This is a genomic window from Paenibacillus sp. FSL R5-0636 (genome assembly GCF_037974255.1).
In the GTDB taxonomy this organism is placed as follows: Bacteria; Bacillota; Bacilli; order Paenibacillales; family Paenibacillaceae; genus Paenibacillus_AQ; species Paenibacillus_AQ odorifer.
This window is the reverse complement of record NZ_CP150232.1, coordinates 3,476,180-3,492,496: the sequence shown is the minus strand read 5'-3', so window position 1 is coordinate 3,492,496 and position 16,317 is coordinate 3,476,180. Positions and strand designations below refer to the sequence as shown.

16 protein-coding genes are annotated in these 16,317 nt (G+C 44.7%); 4 read left to right on the top strand and 12 right to left on the bottom strand.

Annotated elements, in window-relative coordinates:
* Nucleotides 1–23 precede the first annotated feature (23 nt).
* Nucleotides 24–917, bottom strand: a complete 894-nt coding sequence (locus MKX34_RS15855) for a LysR family transcriptional regulator (protein WP_076144092.1) — start codon at nucleotides 915–917, stop codon at nucleotides 24–26.
* Nucleotides 918–1,211: 294 nt separating this feature from the next.
* Between MKX34_RS15855 and MKX34_RS15850 the strand changes: the two genes are divergently transcribed.
* Entirely contained in the window at nucleotides 1,212–1,751 is a 540-nt protein-coding gene (locus MKX34_RS15850; protein WP_076296672.1) for a GNAT family N-acetyltransferase, read from the top strand.
* 104 nt (nucleotides 1,752–1,855) lie between these two features.
* Here the strand turns inward: MKX34_RS15850 and MKX34_RS15845 are convergent, their stop codons facing one another.
* From MKX34_RS15845 to MKX34_RS15810, 8 genes are all read right to left on the bottom strand, one after another.
* Entirely contained in the window at nucleotides 1,856–3,793 is a 1,938-nt protein-coding gene (locus MKX34_RS15845; RefSeq protein ID WP_076296673.1) for a hypothetical protein, read from the bottom strand.
* Nucleotides 3,794–4,006: 213 nt separating this feature from the next.
* Nucleotides 4,007–5,023 (bottom strand): sugar kinase, encoded by a 1,017-nt coding sequence (locus tag MKX34_RS15840; protein WP_038571120.1) that lies wholly within the window; start codon nucleotides 5,021–5,023, stop codon nucleotides 4,007–4,009.
* On the bottom strand, nucleotides 5,016–5,771 hold the full coding sequence (locus tag MKX34_RS15835) for a KDGP aldolase family protein (protein ID WP_038571118.1): 756 nt from the start codon (nucleotides 5,769–5,771) through the stop codon (nucleotides 5,016–5,018). Before MKX34_RS15835 ends, MKX34_RS15840 begins: the two co-directional genes overlap by 8 nt.
* Complete coding sequence (locus MKX34_RS15830; RefSeq protein ID WP_076296674.1) at nucleotides 5,764–6,876, bottom strand: DgaE family pyridoxal phosphate-dependent ammonia lyase; 1,113 nt, start codon at nucleotides 6,874–6,876, stop codon at nucleotides 5,764–5,766. The genes MKX34_RS15835 and MKX34_RS15830 overlap by 8 nt, the downstream gene beginning before the upstream one ends.
* Nucleotides 6,830–7,963 carry an amidohydrolase/deacetylase family metallohydrolase gene (locus tag MKX34_RS15825; RefSeq protein WP_076296675.1) on the bottom strand — a complete coding sequence of 378 codons (1,134 nt, stop codon included), beginning with the start codon at nucleotides 7,961–7,963 and terminating at the stop codon, nucleotides 6,830–6,832. Before MKX34_RS15825 ends, MKX34_RS15830 begins: the two co-directional genes overlap by 47 nt.
* A 144-nt stretch (nucleotides 7,964–8,107) precedes the next feature.
* Nucleotides 8,108–9,001, bottom strand: coding sequence for a sugar phosphate isomerase/epimerase family protein (locus tag MKX34_RS15820; protein ID WP_076099218.1), 894 nt, complete (start codon nucleotides 8,999–9,001; stop codon nucleotides 8,108–8,110).
* Between the two features lie 25 nt (nucleotides 9,002–9,026).
* Entirely contained in the window at nucleotides 9,027–9,884 is an 858-nt protein-coding gene (locus tag MKX34_RS15815; protein ID WP_076099219.1) for a sugar phosphate isomerase/epimerase family protein, read from the bottom strand.
* Nucleotides 9,881–10,939: a Gfo/Idh/MocA family oxidoreductase gene (locus tag MKX34_RS15810; protein ID WP_036677306.1), complete on the bottom strand. Its 1,059-nt coding sequence runs from the start codon at nucleotides 10,937–10,939 to the stop codon at nucleotides 9,881–9,883. Before MKX34_RS15810 ends, MKX34_RS15815 begins: the two co-directional genes overlap by 4 nt.
* A 123-nt stretch (nucleotides 10,940–11,062) precedes the next feature.
* On the opposite strand from MKX34_RS15810, the gene MKX34_RS15805 reads away from it, so the two are divergent.
* A complete protein-coding gene (locus MKX34_RS15805) occupies nucleotides 11,063–11,932 on the top strand; it encodes an AraC family transcriptional regulator (protein ID WP_076099220.1) in 870 nt (289 codons plus the stop codon).
* Between the two features lie 70 nt (nucleotides 11,933–12,002).
* Here the strand turns inward: MKX34_RS15805 and MKX34_RS15800 are convergent, their stop codons facing one another.
* Entirely contained in the window at nucleotides 12,003–12,506 is a 504-nt protein-coding gene (locus tag MKX34_RS15800; RefSeq protein WP_036677310.1) for a DUF1572 family protein, read from the bottom strand.
* Between the two features lie 276 nt (nucleotides 12,507–12,782).
* On the opposite strand from MKX34_RS15800, the gene MKX34_RS15795 reads away from it, so the two are divergent.
* Nucleotides 12,783–13,352, top strand: coding sequence for a hypothetical protein (locus MKX34_RS15795; RefSeq protein WP_076099221.1), 570 nt, complete (start codon nucleotides 12,783–12,785; stop codon nucleotides 13,350–13,352).
* A gap of 23 nt (nucleotides 13,353–13,375) precedes the next feature.
* On the opposite strand, the gene MKX34_RS15790 is transcribed toward MKX34_RS15795, so the two are convergent.
* Nucleotides 13,376–14,365: a zinc-binding dehydrogenase gene (locus tag MKX34_RS15790; protein WP_076296786.1), complete on the bottom strand. Its 990-nt coding sequence runs from the start codon at nucleotides 14,363–14,365 to the stop codon at nucleotides 13,376–13,378.
* A 131-nt stretch (nucleotides 14,366–14,496) separates the two neighbouring features.
* Between MKX34_RS15790 and MKX34_RS15785 the strand changes: the two genes are divergently transcribed.
* Nucleotides 14,497–15,351: a LysR family transcriptional regulator gene (locus MKX34_RS15785; RefSeq protein WP_038574483.1), complete on the top strand. Its 855-nt coding sequence runs from the start codon at nucleotides 14,497–14,499 to the stop codon at nucleotides 15,349–15,351.
* A 101-nt stretch (nucleotides 15,352–15,452) separates the two neighbouring features.
* Here MKX34_RS15785 and MKX34_RS15780 read toward each other — a convergent pair whose 3' ends face one another.
* Nucleotides 15,453–16,280 carry an SUMF1/EgtB/PvdO family nonheme iron enzyme gene (locus tag MKX34_RS15780; protein WP_076296676.1) on the bottom strand — a complete coding sequence of 276 codons (828 nt, stop codon included), beginning with the start codon at nucleotides 16,278–16,280 and terminating at the stop codon, nucleotides 15,453–15,455.
* Nucleotides 16,281–16,317: the final 37 nt, after the last annotated feature.

Genomic DNA, 16,317 nt, shown 5'->3' with positions numbered 1-16,317 from the left:
GCTAATAGAGTTTTTTAATACATCTATACAATTAGTCGATCTCCCACTTTACCAATCCCCAGTTCTAGCAGGGTTTTGATGAATTCTGCGTTCTCTCCATTTAGCGAAATCAGGCTGGTTCGCAAGGAGATGCCTTCCGTCTCCGCAATATCCACCCGGATCAGTGACCCAACCGCCACTTCCTCCTGCACACTGAGGGCGGGAAGAAAACAGATGCCTGCTTTTTTCAATACCAGCTTTTTGGCTGTCTCCAGGTTATCTACCTGATATTCAATCTTCGGCGGCTGTTCCATACTCTCAAAAACACGATGCAGCCGCATCCAGTCCAAAGAGCCACATTCAAAAAAAACCAACGTCTCCTGGCGGATATCCTCCAGTGAAGCCCGCTGTGCTTTAGCAAAGCGGTGTCCCTCATGTACATACAGTGAGATGGGGTCCTCGCAGAAAGGAAAGGTTTGAATTGCCGGATTTACGATCTTACGGATAAAAGCCAAATCAAGCTCCTTCGATTTCAACTTTTCAGTCAATACTTCCGTAGAAGCTGTCATCAGCTTGATTGTGATATGAGGATATCTGCGCTTTAAATGGAGCATCAGATGGGGCATTAAATAATTGGAAACCGAGACCGTACTGCCGATTCTCAGTTCATTTGGAATGTGTCCCTTAGCCTGAACCTGATATTTACCGTTCTGATAGATCTGGAGAATCTGCTGGGCATAGGGAAGAAACTGTTTACCTTTATCCGTCAGGTTAATCTGCTTGCCCAACCGATCAAACACTTTGCAATCCAGTTCCCTTTCTAGCGATTGAATCCGGGCCGTTACTGTCGGCTGTGAGATATATAGAACTTCGGCCGCTTTATTGAAGCTTCCATAATGGTTAATGTAGACAAAAGCCTCAATATTTTCAATGTTCATCCCTAATCCCCCTATGCTTTTATTAATTTTACTATTCCGATGTAAAAACAATGAATTAAAGCGATGCTACCCTATAGATTTTGTTTATATCTTAGTCATCACCCTATTTTTTGTCAACAATTAATTCCGTGTAAATCAATCGGATTTTGAACTGAAAGTCATGTTTATTTCATATAGAACTTTTCTATTCCTAAATCAGAATTATGAAACCCCTCTTATACCACTAGGATTTATCATGTATAATAATTTCATTCGAATGAACATTACATTTGTCTGAAAGGGGATAGCGAAAACATGTCACAAAAGATCATTATCCGTGAAGCGGAGAATAAAGATCGAAATGCTATCGCCGATTTGCTGTTAGATGCATACCACCAATATTCGGAGATCATGCCTGAGCCGTTGTGGCTGGAGTATCGGAAATCGCTTCTTGATTCCGTTCATGGTGATGCCCCGCTCGTTCGGATCATCGCTGAAATCGACAAGAAAATCGTTGGTAGCGCACTCTTGTTCAGTTCCTCGGAAACGGCTTACGGGAAACCGGAGCTCGGGATTCACTCCCCTATCCTACGTCTGCTAGCCGTATCTCCATCCGCTCGTGGTCTTGGCGTTGCAACCCTTCTGATTCGCGATGCTGCACGGAGATCACTACAGTTGGGTGCCACCACCTTGAACCTGCACACCTCGGAAATGATGTCTTCAGTCATCAAACTGTACCAGCGCTTAGGCTTTAATCGTGCGTATGAGACCGATCTTATGAACGGTGACACTCTAGTACAAGGCTTCCGGCTAGACCTGCTGTCCTCCGTCCGTTCTACAGCGGGACAAATATAGAATTCGAGAATTCTTAAATATTTGTCTTTTAAATATAAAAAGAAGCCTTGGAAAGCTTACCCAATGATCTTGTGTGATCGTTGCGGTGAACTCCCGAGGCTTATTTATTTTTCTTTTTTATAAGTAATTTCTTTAAAACTCACAGTGATTTCCCCCGTATTATCGGCATCGCCCATTCGAAGATCTGTAGAAACGGTAGCACGGGAAGGGATGGACGAAAAGCTTGCCCCCTTCTGCTTCTTTTTTACATCATAGAGATAATAAGAAACATCCTTAACATTAAGCCCTATATTATCCTTGTGCATAAGTTCTACAGTATAGGACTTTATCACGGCTACATTAGCGTCCATCCACCCCACAACTTCAATAGCCGTATCTTCATGATTGCCTTCAGTCTTAATGGATCCGATGGAAAGACCATCCTGATTATAAAAATTAATTTTTTGTGCAGCTATTTTCAGATAATCGATATCGATGTCAAGAATTCGGTTTTCGTTGATCTCTGCTGTATCCATCCAGGCAATCGTGCCCGCCGGGTTCCACTTTATTTTCTCAGAAGGTACATATTGCTCTTGTGGTAACGGTACAGTACGTAGCGAAACTCCTTTATTATCGTAAAAAGTTAATTCGCCGCTCTCATCATCATGTACAAATCTCTTAAAAGTTGGTGAGAGGAACATGGATGGCGCCCCGGTCGTCGAATGTGGGATTACGCGATATTTCAGAAGATGGACATCGTCCTTTCCTGTTTTCAGATCAAAGATCCATACATTGCCGAGATAACTCTGCATAAACAATTTTTGCTCATCAGCTTTCCATTGAAATTTATAAATGTAATCATAATCATCAGAAAGCGGCCAGAAGTTTTCCCGAAGTCGTTCAATCTTTCCTGTAACAACATTATATGAGGACAAATGATATTGCCCGGCTTTTTTCGTCACATCCGATTCCAGAAATAATAGATGATCCTCATCCAGCGGGATTAGCATATTATAGTTGCTCATAAAAGCATTATTCCATCGATTATTGGAATCGTTGAGCTCTTCGCTCCATTTCACCTTTACCTCATCCGTAGCAGGATCATGGGCTAATAAAGCGTTGACAGCATTATGGTCGCCATAGAAAAGATGAATGGTATGATAAGAGATCCCTTGCAGTTCAACTACTTCTCCACCGTTTAATAGATAGTTATTTTCGGATAGGCCCATCGGTTTGGCCACCAGATCTCCAATAGAGTTCCGTTTTGTATTAAACTCCAAACCATTAAATTTTGCTTCCGAGAACAGAATCTTTTTTAACTCGGCAGTTGATTCCTTAGTAATTGTGTAGCCTGTATCCGTTTCGTTCACATTCATTAACATGCCTTGCTCGCTTGTCTCGTTAATCCATAAATGAAAGGCATATTTATTATTATCTGAAATTAGAACGATATCGTAGTTAGGCGTTGCGGTATTTAAATTCCCTGGTATTTGTTCAGCGGTACGGATGGCTCGGACGAAAGTATCTATGGTTTCATGATCTGTGTATTCATCCTTTATGTTAGCATTCACTGAACCATGTGCTAGAGAGTTTGCTAATGTGATTCGCTTGATGGTCTCATCTAATTTTAGATTATCTGATTCTACTTGTTGATCATTTGATTGAAATAAGGTAAGCAAAGCAGCCTTATCCGTTTCTGATAACTTGTAATGCCCATTTACTCCTGATTTGGTGAAAAGACCATTATTATTGCCCATAATCCAGAATGAGAATTTTTCGTTTTCTTTACTCTTCAATTCAACAGTAACCTCATAATCAGGTGCTGCAATATCAAGCTTCGCGTTGTCATACTCAGCAGTATGTATAGTTTTATTGAAACGTTCTATTAGCTTTTGGTCCGTTATGGTTATTAATCCGCCGCTATCATTATGGATTGTAATGGAGTCCACAGAACTCAGATCGATTAGCGTTTGATTCGCTTTATCTTTATCCCCTGTATTGACACATCCAACAAAGATTATTGAAATAACTGCTAAAAGGGCTAGTAGATTTAACTTTTTCATATAGGCTCCCCCTTCTTATTCTCTCTTCTTTAACGCCGGTTAGAGGATAAAGTTGCAAAAAATGAGATTTTGCACCTATTTAAAAAGACCTAAATAAGCCAAATCTAGCCTGTAGCCATTGGATCAGATTCTTGATCTGAGCAAAGTTACAGTGTCTGTAGCGATAAAAAAAGCCACCGCACAGGCCTGTTCTCCTGTAAGGCAGCTTCTTCTTTATCTCAATATATCTCTTACAGCACCTGTCAGCACACCAATAACTTCTTGCTCGGTGGCCAGCGGAGAATCTCCTTCTACTGTGTGGGCTAGCATACCGGCCGTGGCCGCAAAGGCTACAGTATGCTGAGGATCAAAACCTTCCAGCTCTCCGTGAATTATACCACTGGCATATGCATCTCCAGCCCCGACTCTATCAAGCACCGGAAAGCTTAAGGTCTCGGAATATGCGAAGCGACCGGATTTGAAGATATAACCGCGCAACGAATGGCGGTTATCTTCATGGATGGACCGATGCGTTCCTGCTATCGTACATAGACTGTAGCGTGAAGCTACTGCGGGAATTAGCTCCTGAAGTTGTTCTTCCCTTGAAGTTCCCTCGGGCTTCATACCAAGGATTAGCATTGCGTCTTTTTCATTCATCAGCACGATGTCGGCCAAATGCAGCATGTCTTCGTAATGGAAACGCGCCAGCTCATAGCCTCTCTCTCCCCAAAGCGATGGGCGGTAATTGCAGTCAAAAACGACTAGACCACCGCGCTGCTTAACCGTTTCTGCATAAGTTTTCATCGCTTTTCGCACACCGTCGTTCATTGCCAGCGTTATCCCACAGAAATGAACAGCATCCGCGAGGTCTGCCAGCTCTGCGAATGGATAAGTGCCCGGAGGAGCAGTATTGAAGCTGCTCTCCGGGCGACCGGAATAAGTCACTCGGGAGGGGCGAGCCCCGAATCCGTTTTCAAGAAAGTACATCCCTATACTTGAGCCCCCGCGCTGGATATGCTCCGGCTGGATACCCAGTCGCCGAAGATAGGCTGTTGCTGCGTCACCAATAGGATTCGCAGGCAGCCTCGACACCATGCTTCCTTGATGTCCGTATCGGGACAATGCAGACAGTACATTGACGCCGGTGCCGGAAAAGGAATACTTCAGCAGGTTACCCTGAGATAACAGTTCAAAGCCTGGTACCTGTAGCCGCATCATTATTTCACCAAAAGCGGCGATATGTTTAGGCATATTGATCCGCCAGCTTTTTCATCGTCCGATACAGCTGTTGTATGTCCGCCACTCTCGTTCTTCCGCTCTGCGGATCGATGATCGATGTATAGACATGGGGAATCACCTGCGGCACTCCTGCTTCCAATATAATGGACAAGATCTCTTCAAAGTTGTCCAGATCGATACCGCCGGTCGGCTCCAGCGCAAACCCCTCTTCCGCACAGGCTTTGGCCACAGCGATTAGCTCCGCTTTACGGCTCAGCCCCTGCATCGGAAAATACTTTAAAGCATTTCCGCCCATATCCCGAACCAATGCAATCGCCGCATTTACGGGAATTACAGCTGGTACAGATTGTGCCGCACTGGCCGGGCCGGTGGAGATATTCACAAAACCAGGTTGTCCCGTTGGTGCGATCATGCTGTTAATCCAACTATCTTTCGCTCCAAGGTTGGCACGGGTCGCACCAACTGCCGGGAACACCTGATTAATATGGCTGCCAGCATAGGATTTGACAATCTCTGCAACAACAGCAGCTTGCCGATTATCACCCGCGCCTAGTCCTATCGATACCGCACCGTCAATTTCCCGCCCATATGCCTCCATCGCCTGCACGGCTTCCTCTACCGTTGCATAGTCTTTGGACAATACACCGACCAGTACATAACCTTCGGCGGCAGTAAACACTTCTTTGGCATTTTCTATATCCTTAGCCAATACGTTTAAGGCCACCCGACCTTTATAGAACCGCTTGTTAATTTCAGACATTGCTTGCCCCTCCTGTCAATTCCCTTATCCTCGCAGTAATCATTTCTATGTCATCACCCATTAGCGGACGCGGATCAATATCAAAATAACCTTGCCTTACCCCATAGTCTCTAGTGTAAATAGCCACTTCACCTTGTTGAAGCTGCTGGGATAACTCAAGTGCTGTTATTGCGCACTGATTCGGGTCCACATGGATGCGTCCACGGTAAATTGCCCGGCCTGCTTCATCCTGCACGATAGTTACCCGAATTCCGGGAAGCCCGTCGAGCGGCATCAGCAATTGGAGCGTAACTTTTTCCTTTTCGCTTGTATCCTGCTTGTGAGCATATTCATCCAACGCCTGCATCAGGCCGAAGGATGTTTCCTTACCAACCTTCATGCTGCGTCCAATGCCGTGAAGCTGCACTTTCAGCCATTCAATATAAAGACGTTTTCCCGCCACAAGTCCGGATGTTGGACCTTCTATGGCTTTGGAGCCACTGTAAATGACCAGATCGGATATTTGCACATATTTTTGCAGATCCTCTTCCGCTGCAGCATCTACTATAAGCGGTACGTTATGAGTTTGGGCCACAGCCCAAGCTTCCTCTACAGAGATCATATTCTTCTGAACGGCATGATGAGATTTGACGTACAAGATAGCCGCAGTCTGATCCGAGATCGCAGCGGCCAAATGCTCCGCCCGTCCTTCATTGGCATAACCTGCTTCCACCACTTTACCGCCACCGAGATAAACCATGGTTTCCACTGGTGCACCGTATTGTACGTTATGACCTTTTAGCATTACAATTTCATTTCTAAAAATGCTATCCTGATGGAGCCGCAGACTTGTACGAATATTACCGCGGGTTACCAGCGCCGCCACGGATAAAGCAATTCCACTGGAAGCCGAGTTCACGATCACCGCTGCTTCAGAACCTGTATGACGTGCAACATAATCTCCCGCTTTATCCACCAAATCGGCGATTTCCACATAACTCTGTCCGCCTTGACGCATAGCTTCCATCACCGTATCGGTCGGTGCCGATACCCCGAGGATGCTCATCCGGCCGCTTGCATTAATAACTCTTTTCAGGCCGTATTTCGCATTCCATGTATTTGTCACCTATGATCACCCCTATTGCTTGAATGGTTTGCTGCGCTACCCGGCGTTCCCCCTCAGAATCTACCAGCTCAATCTTCTCATCCGTCACACGAAAAAGGGTCAGATTCGCCTTGTTATTGATCCGAATCTCCCCAAGTTCCGGGCGTCCCAGCCACTGGGCTGCTCTGCTCGTCACCCGCGCAATTGTTTCTTCAAGGGAATATCCCAGTGCAAGGAATTTGTTCAACAGATTCGCCATGGAGTAGACGGGACCATTCATACGGTTGCCTCTGTATATGTCCGTGCTGATCGTATCTGGATCAATACCGTTTTGTTTGGCCGCCTCGGCCACAGCGAACGAGAAGCTAGCCGTACCATGTCCCACATCCAAGTGAACTCCACGCTCAATAGCATCTTTTAGCACCTGGAGCGGTCGATTCTCCTTATCGAATAAATTGTTGCTTTTACCATTTAGATAATGGGTTATCACGTCGTTGCGTTGAAGTAGCGGTAGAACCTCACGGATATCCGGCGGAGCGGAGCCAATATGTACCATCAGCGGCAGCCCGGTCTTCTCCGAGAGCTCCAGCGCATGATGAAGGGGTTGAATGCCATTGTCACCCACTACGCTTTTGCTGATTCTGGCCTTCAAGCCTACGATAAATTCTGGATAAGCAACTACCGCCTGAAGCACCTTTTCATGATCAATCCACTCTAGTTGGGACAACTCGTCAATTCGCATTAGGCCAATCTTTGAAATGTTAAGAAAAGCTAGCAGTTGCGTTGCTGACTTTTTCCCCGCCTCCGCCAGCTCACCCATCCGCTCCGCTCCGCAGCTGCCTGCGTCCACGAGCGTAGTCACGCCGCATCTGATTCCAATCTCATCAATCTCGTCTCCATACGGATTCAGTTCTGCAAACGCATGTACATGCAAGTCGATCCAGCCGCTAGAGACATATGCCCCATTGGCTTCCACGACCTTGAAACCATGGTCTTCGGCGGTGCCACCGGGAACTATCTGGACTATGTTGCCATCAGCTATGACAATGTCCATTTCCGTTCCATTCAGGACTTTCGCCCGGCGGAGGAGCAAACGTTCTGCTGTCATCGTCACACCTTCTTTCCAAATTCAGAACATTACCGTCCTAGGTCTTTCCCGCACACTCTATAACACAAACAGTCCCAATGGATGTAAGATCTTTTTTCACAGGGACTGTTTGGATGAACTATTTAATCTTTATTACTACCGTGTTCAGAGCCGAAAACCCTTCAAAAAATTCACAGCCTGGCGGATATCTTCCTCCGGATTAGTGCCAACCTCCCGTTCTATGGTCAGGAATCCTGTATAACCGATGTCGTTCAGCGCTTGCAGATAGTTGTTCCAATCAACAGAACCCGCTCCGAGCGGAACTTCACGGAATGCCGAGCCGGTCTCGGCCATTTCAGCGATCTTCTCATGGTCTAATGCTGGTGCTTCATAACCATATTGACCGTAAACATCGCGCGGATCGATATCGGCAAGCTTGAGACCATCTTTAGCATGGGTGTGTACAATGTAATCTTTTAGAGTATGAACACCTTGCACCGGATCATCACCAGTCACCATGACCATATTGGCCGGATCAAAATTAACGGAAACCCCTCTGGAACCCAGACCGTCGAGGAAAGTCTTCAGACGTGCAGCGGGTTCTGGCCCAGTCTCAATCGCAAAATAAGAATTCATCTCATGTGCATATCTGCTAAGTTCCTCACAGGCAATGTGCATGGTTTCATAAATTTTACTGGCTGGGTTAGAGGGAACAATACCGATATGTGTAGTTACGATATCTGTACCTAGCTCCTTAGCCAGCTCCATAATGCGCTTGGACTTTTCAATTTTGGCACGGTTCTGGGCAGGATCCTGAAAGCCATGTCCGCCTAAATCTCCAACGAGGGCAGAGATTTCTAAACCCAGCGAAGCAATGTAATCCTTCCATTCACGGCGTGCTGACTGAGAGAGAGTAGCGGGATCAAATTCGCCTTGCACCGCATAAATCTGAACTCCATCTGCCCCAGCTTCTTTTGCCTTACGCAATCCCTCTTTCACTCCAACCTGAAAGCTGTCTACGATAACACCGATTTTATTAGTGATAATTGGTTTAACCATGGCAATAATCCTCCAGTATAATGAATTAGATTTGGTTCCAAACCCGCTTGATGTATTCCAGCCCCAGTCTTGTTCCCTTACGGCACTCTTCCATTCCCTCAAATTCTACAGAGATATATCCGTCGTAACCGCTTTCTTTAACGATTCGAATTACACTTGGCATGTCGATGTCTCCTTGACCAACGATGGCACCTCTCAACCAGTTCCCACCGGAGGATTGGAACCAACCTTCGCCAGGCTGGCGGTCTTGTGGACGAATATAGAAATCTTTGAAATGCACCATCGAAGCAAGCTTGATGTTGTTAGGTACAGCTATTAGCGGGTTCTCATCTGTGCACAGGAAATTCCCAATGTCGAGTGTTGTACGGAAGTTGTCTCTTCCTACGGCATGAACCAGCGCCTGTACACGATCGCTGTGCTGAATAAAGTATCCATGATTCTCCACACTGGTCGTAATGCCCAAACCTGAAGCATAATCGGCAATTTCTCGGCAGGCTTCAGCCAAACGTGGAAGCTCTTCCAAAAAATGCGTGATGGATAGATCGTTTGAGGAGGCTACATCATGCCGCATCCGCTGAATGCCTAATGCCGCGCACACGTCTACTTCCCGCTTTACCCGCTCGACTTCCCGCTGCATTTCCGCTGTCTCTAGCCCGGCAAAGTTCGCCCCGATAGCATAATTGGATAACTCTAGTCCACGACCCGCTGCTGTTCGTACAATCTGATCAATTAGCTCAGGATTTTCAACCAAATTGATACCCAAGGGTACAATCTCCGCATGTTCTGCGCCCAGATCGGCGATCGTCTCAATGACTCCTTCAAGCGTGAGCTCACCCGTCGAAAAAGCTGAATGCAGACTGTAAGTGCTGATTCCTAACTTCATAGTTTCACCTCTTCACCTTTGGCTGCGGATTCATAGATCGCGCCGAGTACCTTCATGATTGTAACGCCGTCTTGCACAGGACTAATCGGTGTAGAGCCGGTACTGATGTTGCTCGCAAAATGATTAATTTCATTCTGGAATGCACTGTTGAACTCAAATCCTTTATTATCAGTCTGCGGATAGGTATTGACGATCGTATCCGCCTGTTCTTTAACGATGACTATCTCAGGATCGATTTCAAAACCACCCTTGTCCCCGTACAGGCGTACTGAGCGCTCGTCTTCTTTGGCATGCAGTGTAAAGCTGACATCGACCATCAGCGAAGCTCCATTCTCAAAGCGAATTAGTGCATTTGCTAAATCTTCCACCGTATTGTTCGCTGCGTCGTAATCCGCGGCTTTATAGAAAGAGAGATTCTTAATATTAGAACGATTGCCGAGCTTCCGGTAGGTATTGGCACTTACCGATACTGGATTCGGACGGCCCATCAAATACCAGCAAAGATCGATCACATGGACGCCAATATCGATCAGCGGTCCGCCGCCTGAGCGTTCAATATCACTGAACCAGCCGCCGGGATTGCCTAGTCTACGGAACGTCGTTGCCTTTGCATAGTAGATTTCGCCGAATTCTCCTTGTTCCACCAATGTCTGAAGGAGCTGGGCATTGGAGTCATAACGTCGTACAAAGCCTACTTGCAAAATCTTGCCGCTCTTTTCCACTGCTTGCTGTACCTGAAGCGCTTCTTCAACCGTACGGCAAAGCGGCTTTTCCACAAGCACATGCTTGCCTGCCTCAAGCGCCGCAATGCTGATCTCGGCATGAGAGTTGTTCCATGTGCAGATGCTGACTGCATCTATTTCGGAATTGGCCAGTAGTTCACGATAATCCGTGTATACCTTCTCGACGTTATATTCTGTAGCAACTTCGCGTGCACGCTCTTCATTCAGATCACATACCGCATATATGGTTGTCTGCGGATTATTCCGATAAGCACTTAAGTGCATGCCGGAGATAGAGCCCGTACCTATCACGCCAATTTTGATCTTATCCATTAACACTCGCTCCTTTATTTTGCATAGGTTATGATTCGTATTATAATGATTTCAACCCTAAACACCATGCAGAGCCTTGCGGTTTCATTTGTACAATTGTGCTATAGGAGGTGCAGTCTATAAATGTTGGACTATGATAAACATCTACAGGAACCCATGGACATGCCGGATCCCGAGTTTCCGATTAAAGTACATACCCAGCGTTTCAACCAAGAAGGAGTTATGTTGTTCCCACATCACTGGCATGAGCATCTTGAGTTTATATTTATTGAAAGTGGTGAGGCTGTTTTTGAGTGCGGACGAACACCGATCAACGTTCGAACTGGCGATTTAGTTGCTGTGAACAGCAACGAGCTGCATTATGGGGTAAGCGCTTCTTCTGATTTATTGTATTATGCGATTATTGCAGATACTTCTTTGCTGCATAGTGCGGTAAGCGATGCTGCCGAAACCAAGTTCATCGCCCCGATTCAGCGGAACCAGCTGCTGTTACGTAACCATATCCGGGGGGATCAACATATTACAGACTGTGTGTTGGCGATTATCCGGGAACTGGAACGTCGCGAATTTGGTTACGAGCTGGCTGTCAAATCCGAGTTATACCGCCTGCTAACGCTGTTGTTGCGCAGACATATCGTCACCGTACTCTCACAGGCTGAGCAAGAGAGGCGTATTCAGACCGTTGAACGCTTCGCACCTGTTTTGCGTTATATCGATACCCATTACCAGGAGCCGATTCAAGTTGACGAACTTGCGGCGCTAACGGGTCTAAGCCGCTTCCATTTCAGTCGTCTCTTTAAGGAACTAACTGGGCATACGATATCGGAATATGTAAATGCTGTCCGTTTAGACCGTGCAGATTATTTGCTCCGCCATACCCAGCTAACGATTTCTGAAATCGCTACCACTACTGGCTTCAGCGATATCTACTATTTCAGCCGAACCTTCAAAAAGCATAAAAAAGTAACACCTAGCAGTGTAAGGGGATTCTAGTTAGAGTGAACAAAGGACTGCCTCTTGGCAGTCCTTTGTTATTGTATGTATCGTTCCTCTAGTTAAACTATCATTGCCATACAAGCTGTCCCTTTCTTATTTTTGCTGCATAAATGATTTGGCCTGTATGATAATGGACTTCTCTCACCATCGCTATCATGAGATTAAGAGCAGTAGTCTCGTTATTTACTTGGCTATATGTAAGTGGTGGTAAATTAAGAAAGGGTTGTGACATCAATAACTCCGGGTTAGATTGGAGCCGTTCAAGATATTGGATGATAATATCAAAAGCATCCCTGGTCATGGTTATGGCTTGTTCTTTTGTCATTTCTAGGCCTCTTTCAAACTCCCTCTCCCTATCTCTAGTATCCGGAATATCTAAAAGGATGGTTTCAATTCGTGAGTGTACTGCCCCGCTAATATGAGCAACCAAATTTGCAATACTGTTACTTTCCACGGTTGGGGACCATGTAATATCCTCTTGGGTACATTGCTCGATTGCTTGGAGCGTCCATTTCTTTTCCGATCTAAATTTGACTAACATACTTTCAATTAACTCAATGGCGATATCCATTGCTAACCTCCTATTAATAAAACCTATGTATAATTTTACCAAACACATCTCCTCTGTCAAATGAAATCTAGTCCCAATGCTATTTTTATGCCACAATGTTTTGTTACATTCTTATCCTGGCTCCTGAGAAAAAATAACTCTTTCATTTAACACCAAGAAGATCAGGTTAGGGTAGTTCCCTCTACTGACCTTCTTTTATTTTATTAATTGTGTAAAAGAAACTATCTTCCATCTTATGGGTATAATTAACATAAAGCTCTATAGGAGGGAAAATCATTGAGAAAATTAAGGAAGCTGATTCTTTTAGGATTTTGCATCATGATTTTACCGGGAACCGTGATTTATGCTGCAGCTGGCTCATCTGAAGTATCATTATATTTGAATAATGTGCTTCAAAAACAGCCCGCAATATTATCCGAAGGTTCGATTTCCTTGACGACTGAACAGTTGTCTAAAGATTTATTTGCACTATTCGCCTTGGATGAATCAGGTAAAACGGTTCGAATCTACAAGCCTAATATAAACATGGTTATGCTCGATAATAATGGAGAGATTTTTGGTAAAGTAAAAAGCCCGTCACGTTTTGCATTTTCTACTCTATTACAGGTGGATCATTTAAAAGCAGAAATTTCAGATATTAAGGTTGTGATCACCGATCCTGCGGACAAAACAGAAACCATTGATGCTCAACAAATTAAGAACAGCGAAGAAAACTTTTGGTTCAAAACCAACGAGTATACATATTCCTTTAATACAAAGGGCACCTACACTATTCAAGTGTTTTTTAAAGATGTGGCTTCGAAGAAGTGGTTTCCTGTCTCCGAAATCGATATATTTGGCATTTGAATTCCAGTTATAAGGGACTCAGCTCATTCTATTCTTATCGCAATATTACCAAATTGTTCTCCCTGCTGCATTCGGTGAAATGCCTGAACTGTGTCTTGTAAAGGATACACTCGATCAATGATAGGTCGAATCGAATGATGTTCCATAAACTGAAGCATATCCGCAAACTCTTCACTACTTCCCATTGAGCTACCTATGATACTAATTTGCGGGAAAAATATGGCTCGCGTCGGGATTTCCATTCGATCTCCTGAGCTTGCACCTAACGTGACAATACGTCCATTGGGTTTAATAATATCAAAGTAATGCGGGAACGTCGCAGGCCCAATGCTGTCGAGGATGAGATGAACGGTGTCTCCATTCATGCTTTCCTTCCAATTGCTATGACTGTCAAAAGCATGGTCAGCTCCATGAGCGAGTGCAGCTAGTCTTTTCGATTCACTGCGTGAAGTGACACTGATACGTGCACCCACCGCTGAAGCCATCATCATGGCATAAGTCGCAACCCCACCACCAATGCCAGGTATAAGAACGTGTTCACCTTTCTTTAAGCAGCCTCTAGTAAACAGCGCCCGATAGGCTGTTAAGGCTGATAAGGGCAGCACGCCGGCTTCTTCCCATGACAGGTAAGCTGGCTTGCTGACGGCATTTTGCGCTGGAATGATGATTGACTCAGCGAATGTACCCTCTGAAGGTCCCCCTACAATGGCTGGAACGTTAGGAACATTGTCGGCATATTCCCATCCGATGCACGGATTAATGATGACATCTTCACCAACATTATGATCAAGTACACCTTCACCTATTGCTTCAATTCTCCCCGCGCCATCAGAGCCGATAATCAAAGGAGTATCCTGTTTTGTTCTGTCATCCATGATAAACAAGTCCCTGTGGTTCAGCCCTGCAGCCTTTAAACTAACCTTCACTTCTCCAATCCCCGGTCTTTTATCCATAATCTCTTTATAGTTCAAGCCCTTCAGGCCACCTTCTCCAGCATGTACAATGGCTTTCATCATCCAAGCCCCTTCCTCAAGTTGTTATTAATGAATCTATAATAAATTTTACATAGTGGGTGTAATCCAGTAAAATGATCAAAACTGAAGGTGACTATCATAAATCATCATACCAAGAAGGTGCAAAGGAAATGGAAAGTGGAGATTTGAGAATATTTCAAGCGGTTGCTCGCGAGGGTAGCATAACGAAGGCTGCTCAAGTCTTAAATTATGTCCAGTCAAATGTGACAAACCGGATTCAGTATCTAGAAGCTCAGCTGAAAATCCCCCTATTTCGCCGATCCAATCGAGGGATGACGTTAACGCCGGCAGGTGAGAACTTACTGGCATATACAGACAAAATATTATTACTAATGGACGAGGCTGTAATAACCACACAATACTCTGAGCACCCTACTGGTCCGCTCCGTTTAGGTTCCATCGAAACAACAGCGGCTACTCATCTAACGCCTCTGCTAACCGAATATCACTTACGATATCCCGATGTTAATCTATCGCTTATAACGGGAGAAACGCATAAACTCTTACAAAAAGTGCTTGATTACCAACTAGATGGAGCCTTTGTTTATGGACCCATTGACCAGCCTGATATAGAACATGTAGTTGCTTTCGAAGAGGAGCTGGTGCTTATCTCACAACCAGGTAAGAGCGATATGCGCGAATTGCTTACAAAGCCAATGTTGTTTTTCGACGTCGGATGTACACATCGTGCCAAAGCTGAGAGTTTCCTAAATGAAAGCGGGATGAGCTCTTATAAGATTATGGAATACGGAACGTTAGATGTAATTCTAAGTGGGGTTTCCGCTGGACTCGGCGTGTCTATGCTGCCCCAATCTTCGATCTCTAAGGCCGAAGAGGCGGGAGTAATTACTTCCCACCGTCTGCCTGAAGGATATCGAGATTTGCAGGTATGGTTTGTGTATCGCCGGAACGCGGTTTTTACTAGTGCGTTGTCAAAATTAATCCAAATGATCGAAGAAATATAGCAACATACATATTGGGGTTTGATTATATTCGAGCGCAAAGCTTGTATATTAATCAAACCCTTTTCAGCTTTTTCCGATTATACTTGATGTCTTGTTCCCGTCTACTCACCACGAATCACTCGAAAACCTTGATCAGGACCCATACCATTCGCTTCGAACTTTCCCCGAAATGAAATCTCGTTGTTGTTAATGCCGCCGATCCACCCGCCACCCTTTACAACCCGGAAAGAACCGCTCTTACTATCTATATCTCCGTACCAGTTCCAACACCATTCCCTAACATTCCCTGACATATCGTAAAGACCTAGCTCATTAGGTTTTTTGCCACCAATAGATTTTGTTTTGTTATGGTTGTTTTCTATGATCGGCCAGTTCCAATCTCCTGATAAGAATTTGTCTCCAGCGTTTTGCCAATACCATGCTACTTCATCTGCTTTATTGCTTCCACTGTAGGTGTAACTTTTGCTCAACTGTCCTCCACCCGCAGCATATTCCCACTCTGCTTCTGTAGGCAATCGGTAACCATTAGCTCCTGCATTGAGCGTTACTGTCCATTTTAAAGTATCGTTATCACTTTTATTATTCGGATCTTTTTTATTTTTATCTATATTGTAATAGGGTTTGAGCCCCTCTTTTATACTTCTTTTATTACAGTAATCTATTACGTCATACCAGTTAACCATTTCTACTGGCAAGTTTTCGTCTTTGAATGCTGAAGGGTTGCTTCCCATTATTTCAACCCACTCTTTCTGAGTAACTTCATATTGGCCGATATAGAAATTTGATATAGTTGTACTTTTGTAGTTGGAATTTGTGTTAATGAAATTTCCACCTTTGACCAATACATAAGTATCCTTCTGTTCAGGCTTTTCTTGCGAACAAGCGCTGATAGCAACAACTATTAAAAGAGAAATTAATAGTTTTCTCATGGATATATCTCCTTTCCAACCACTGGTATGTAGTTAA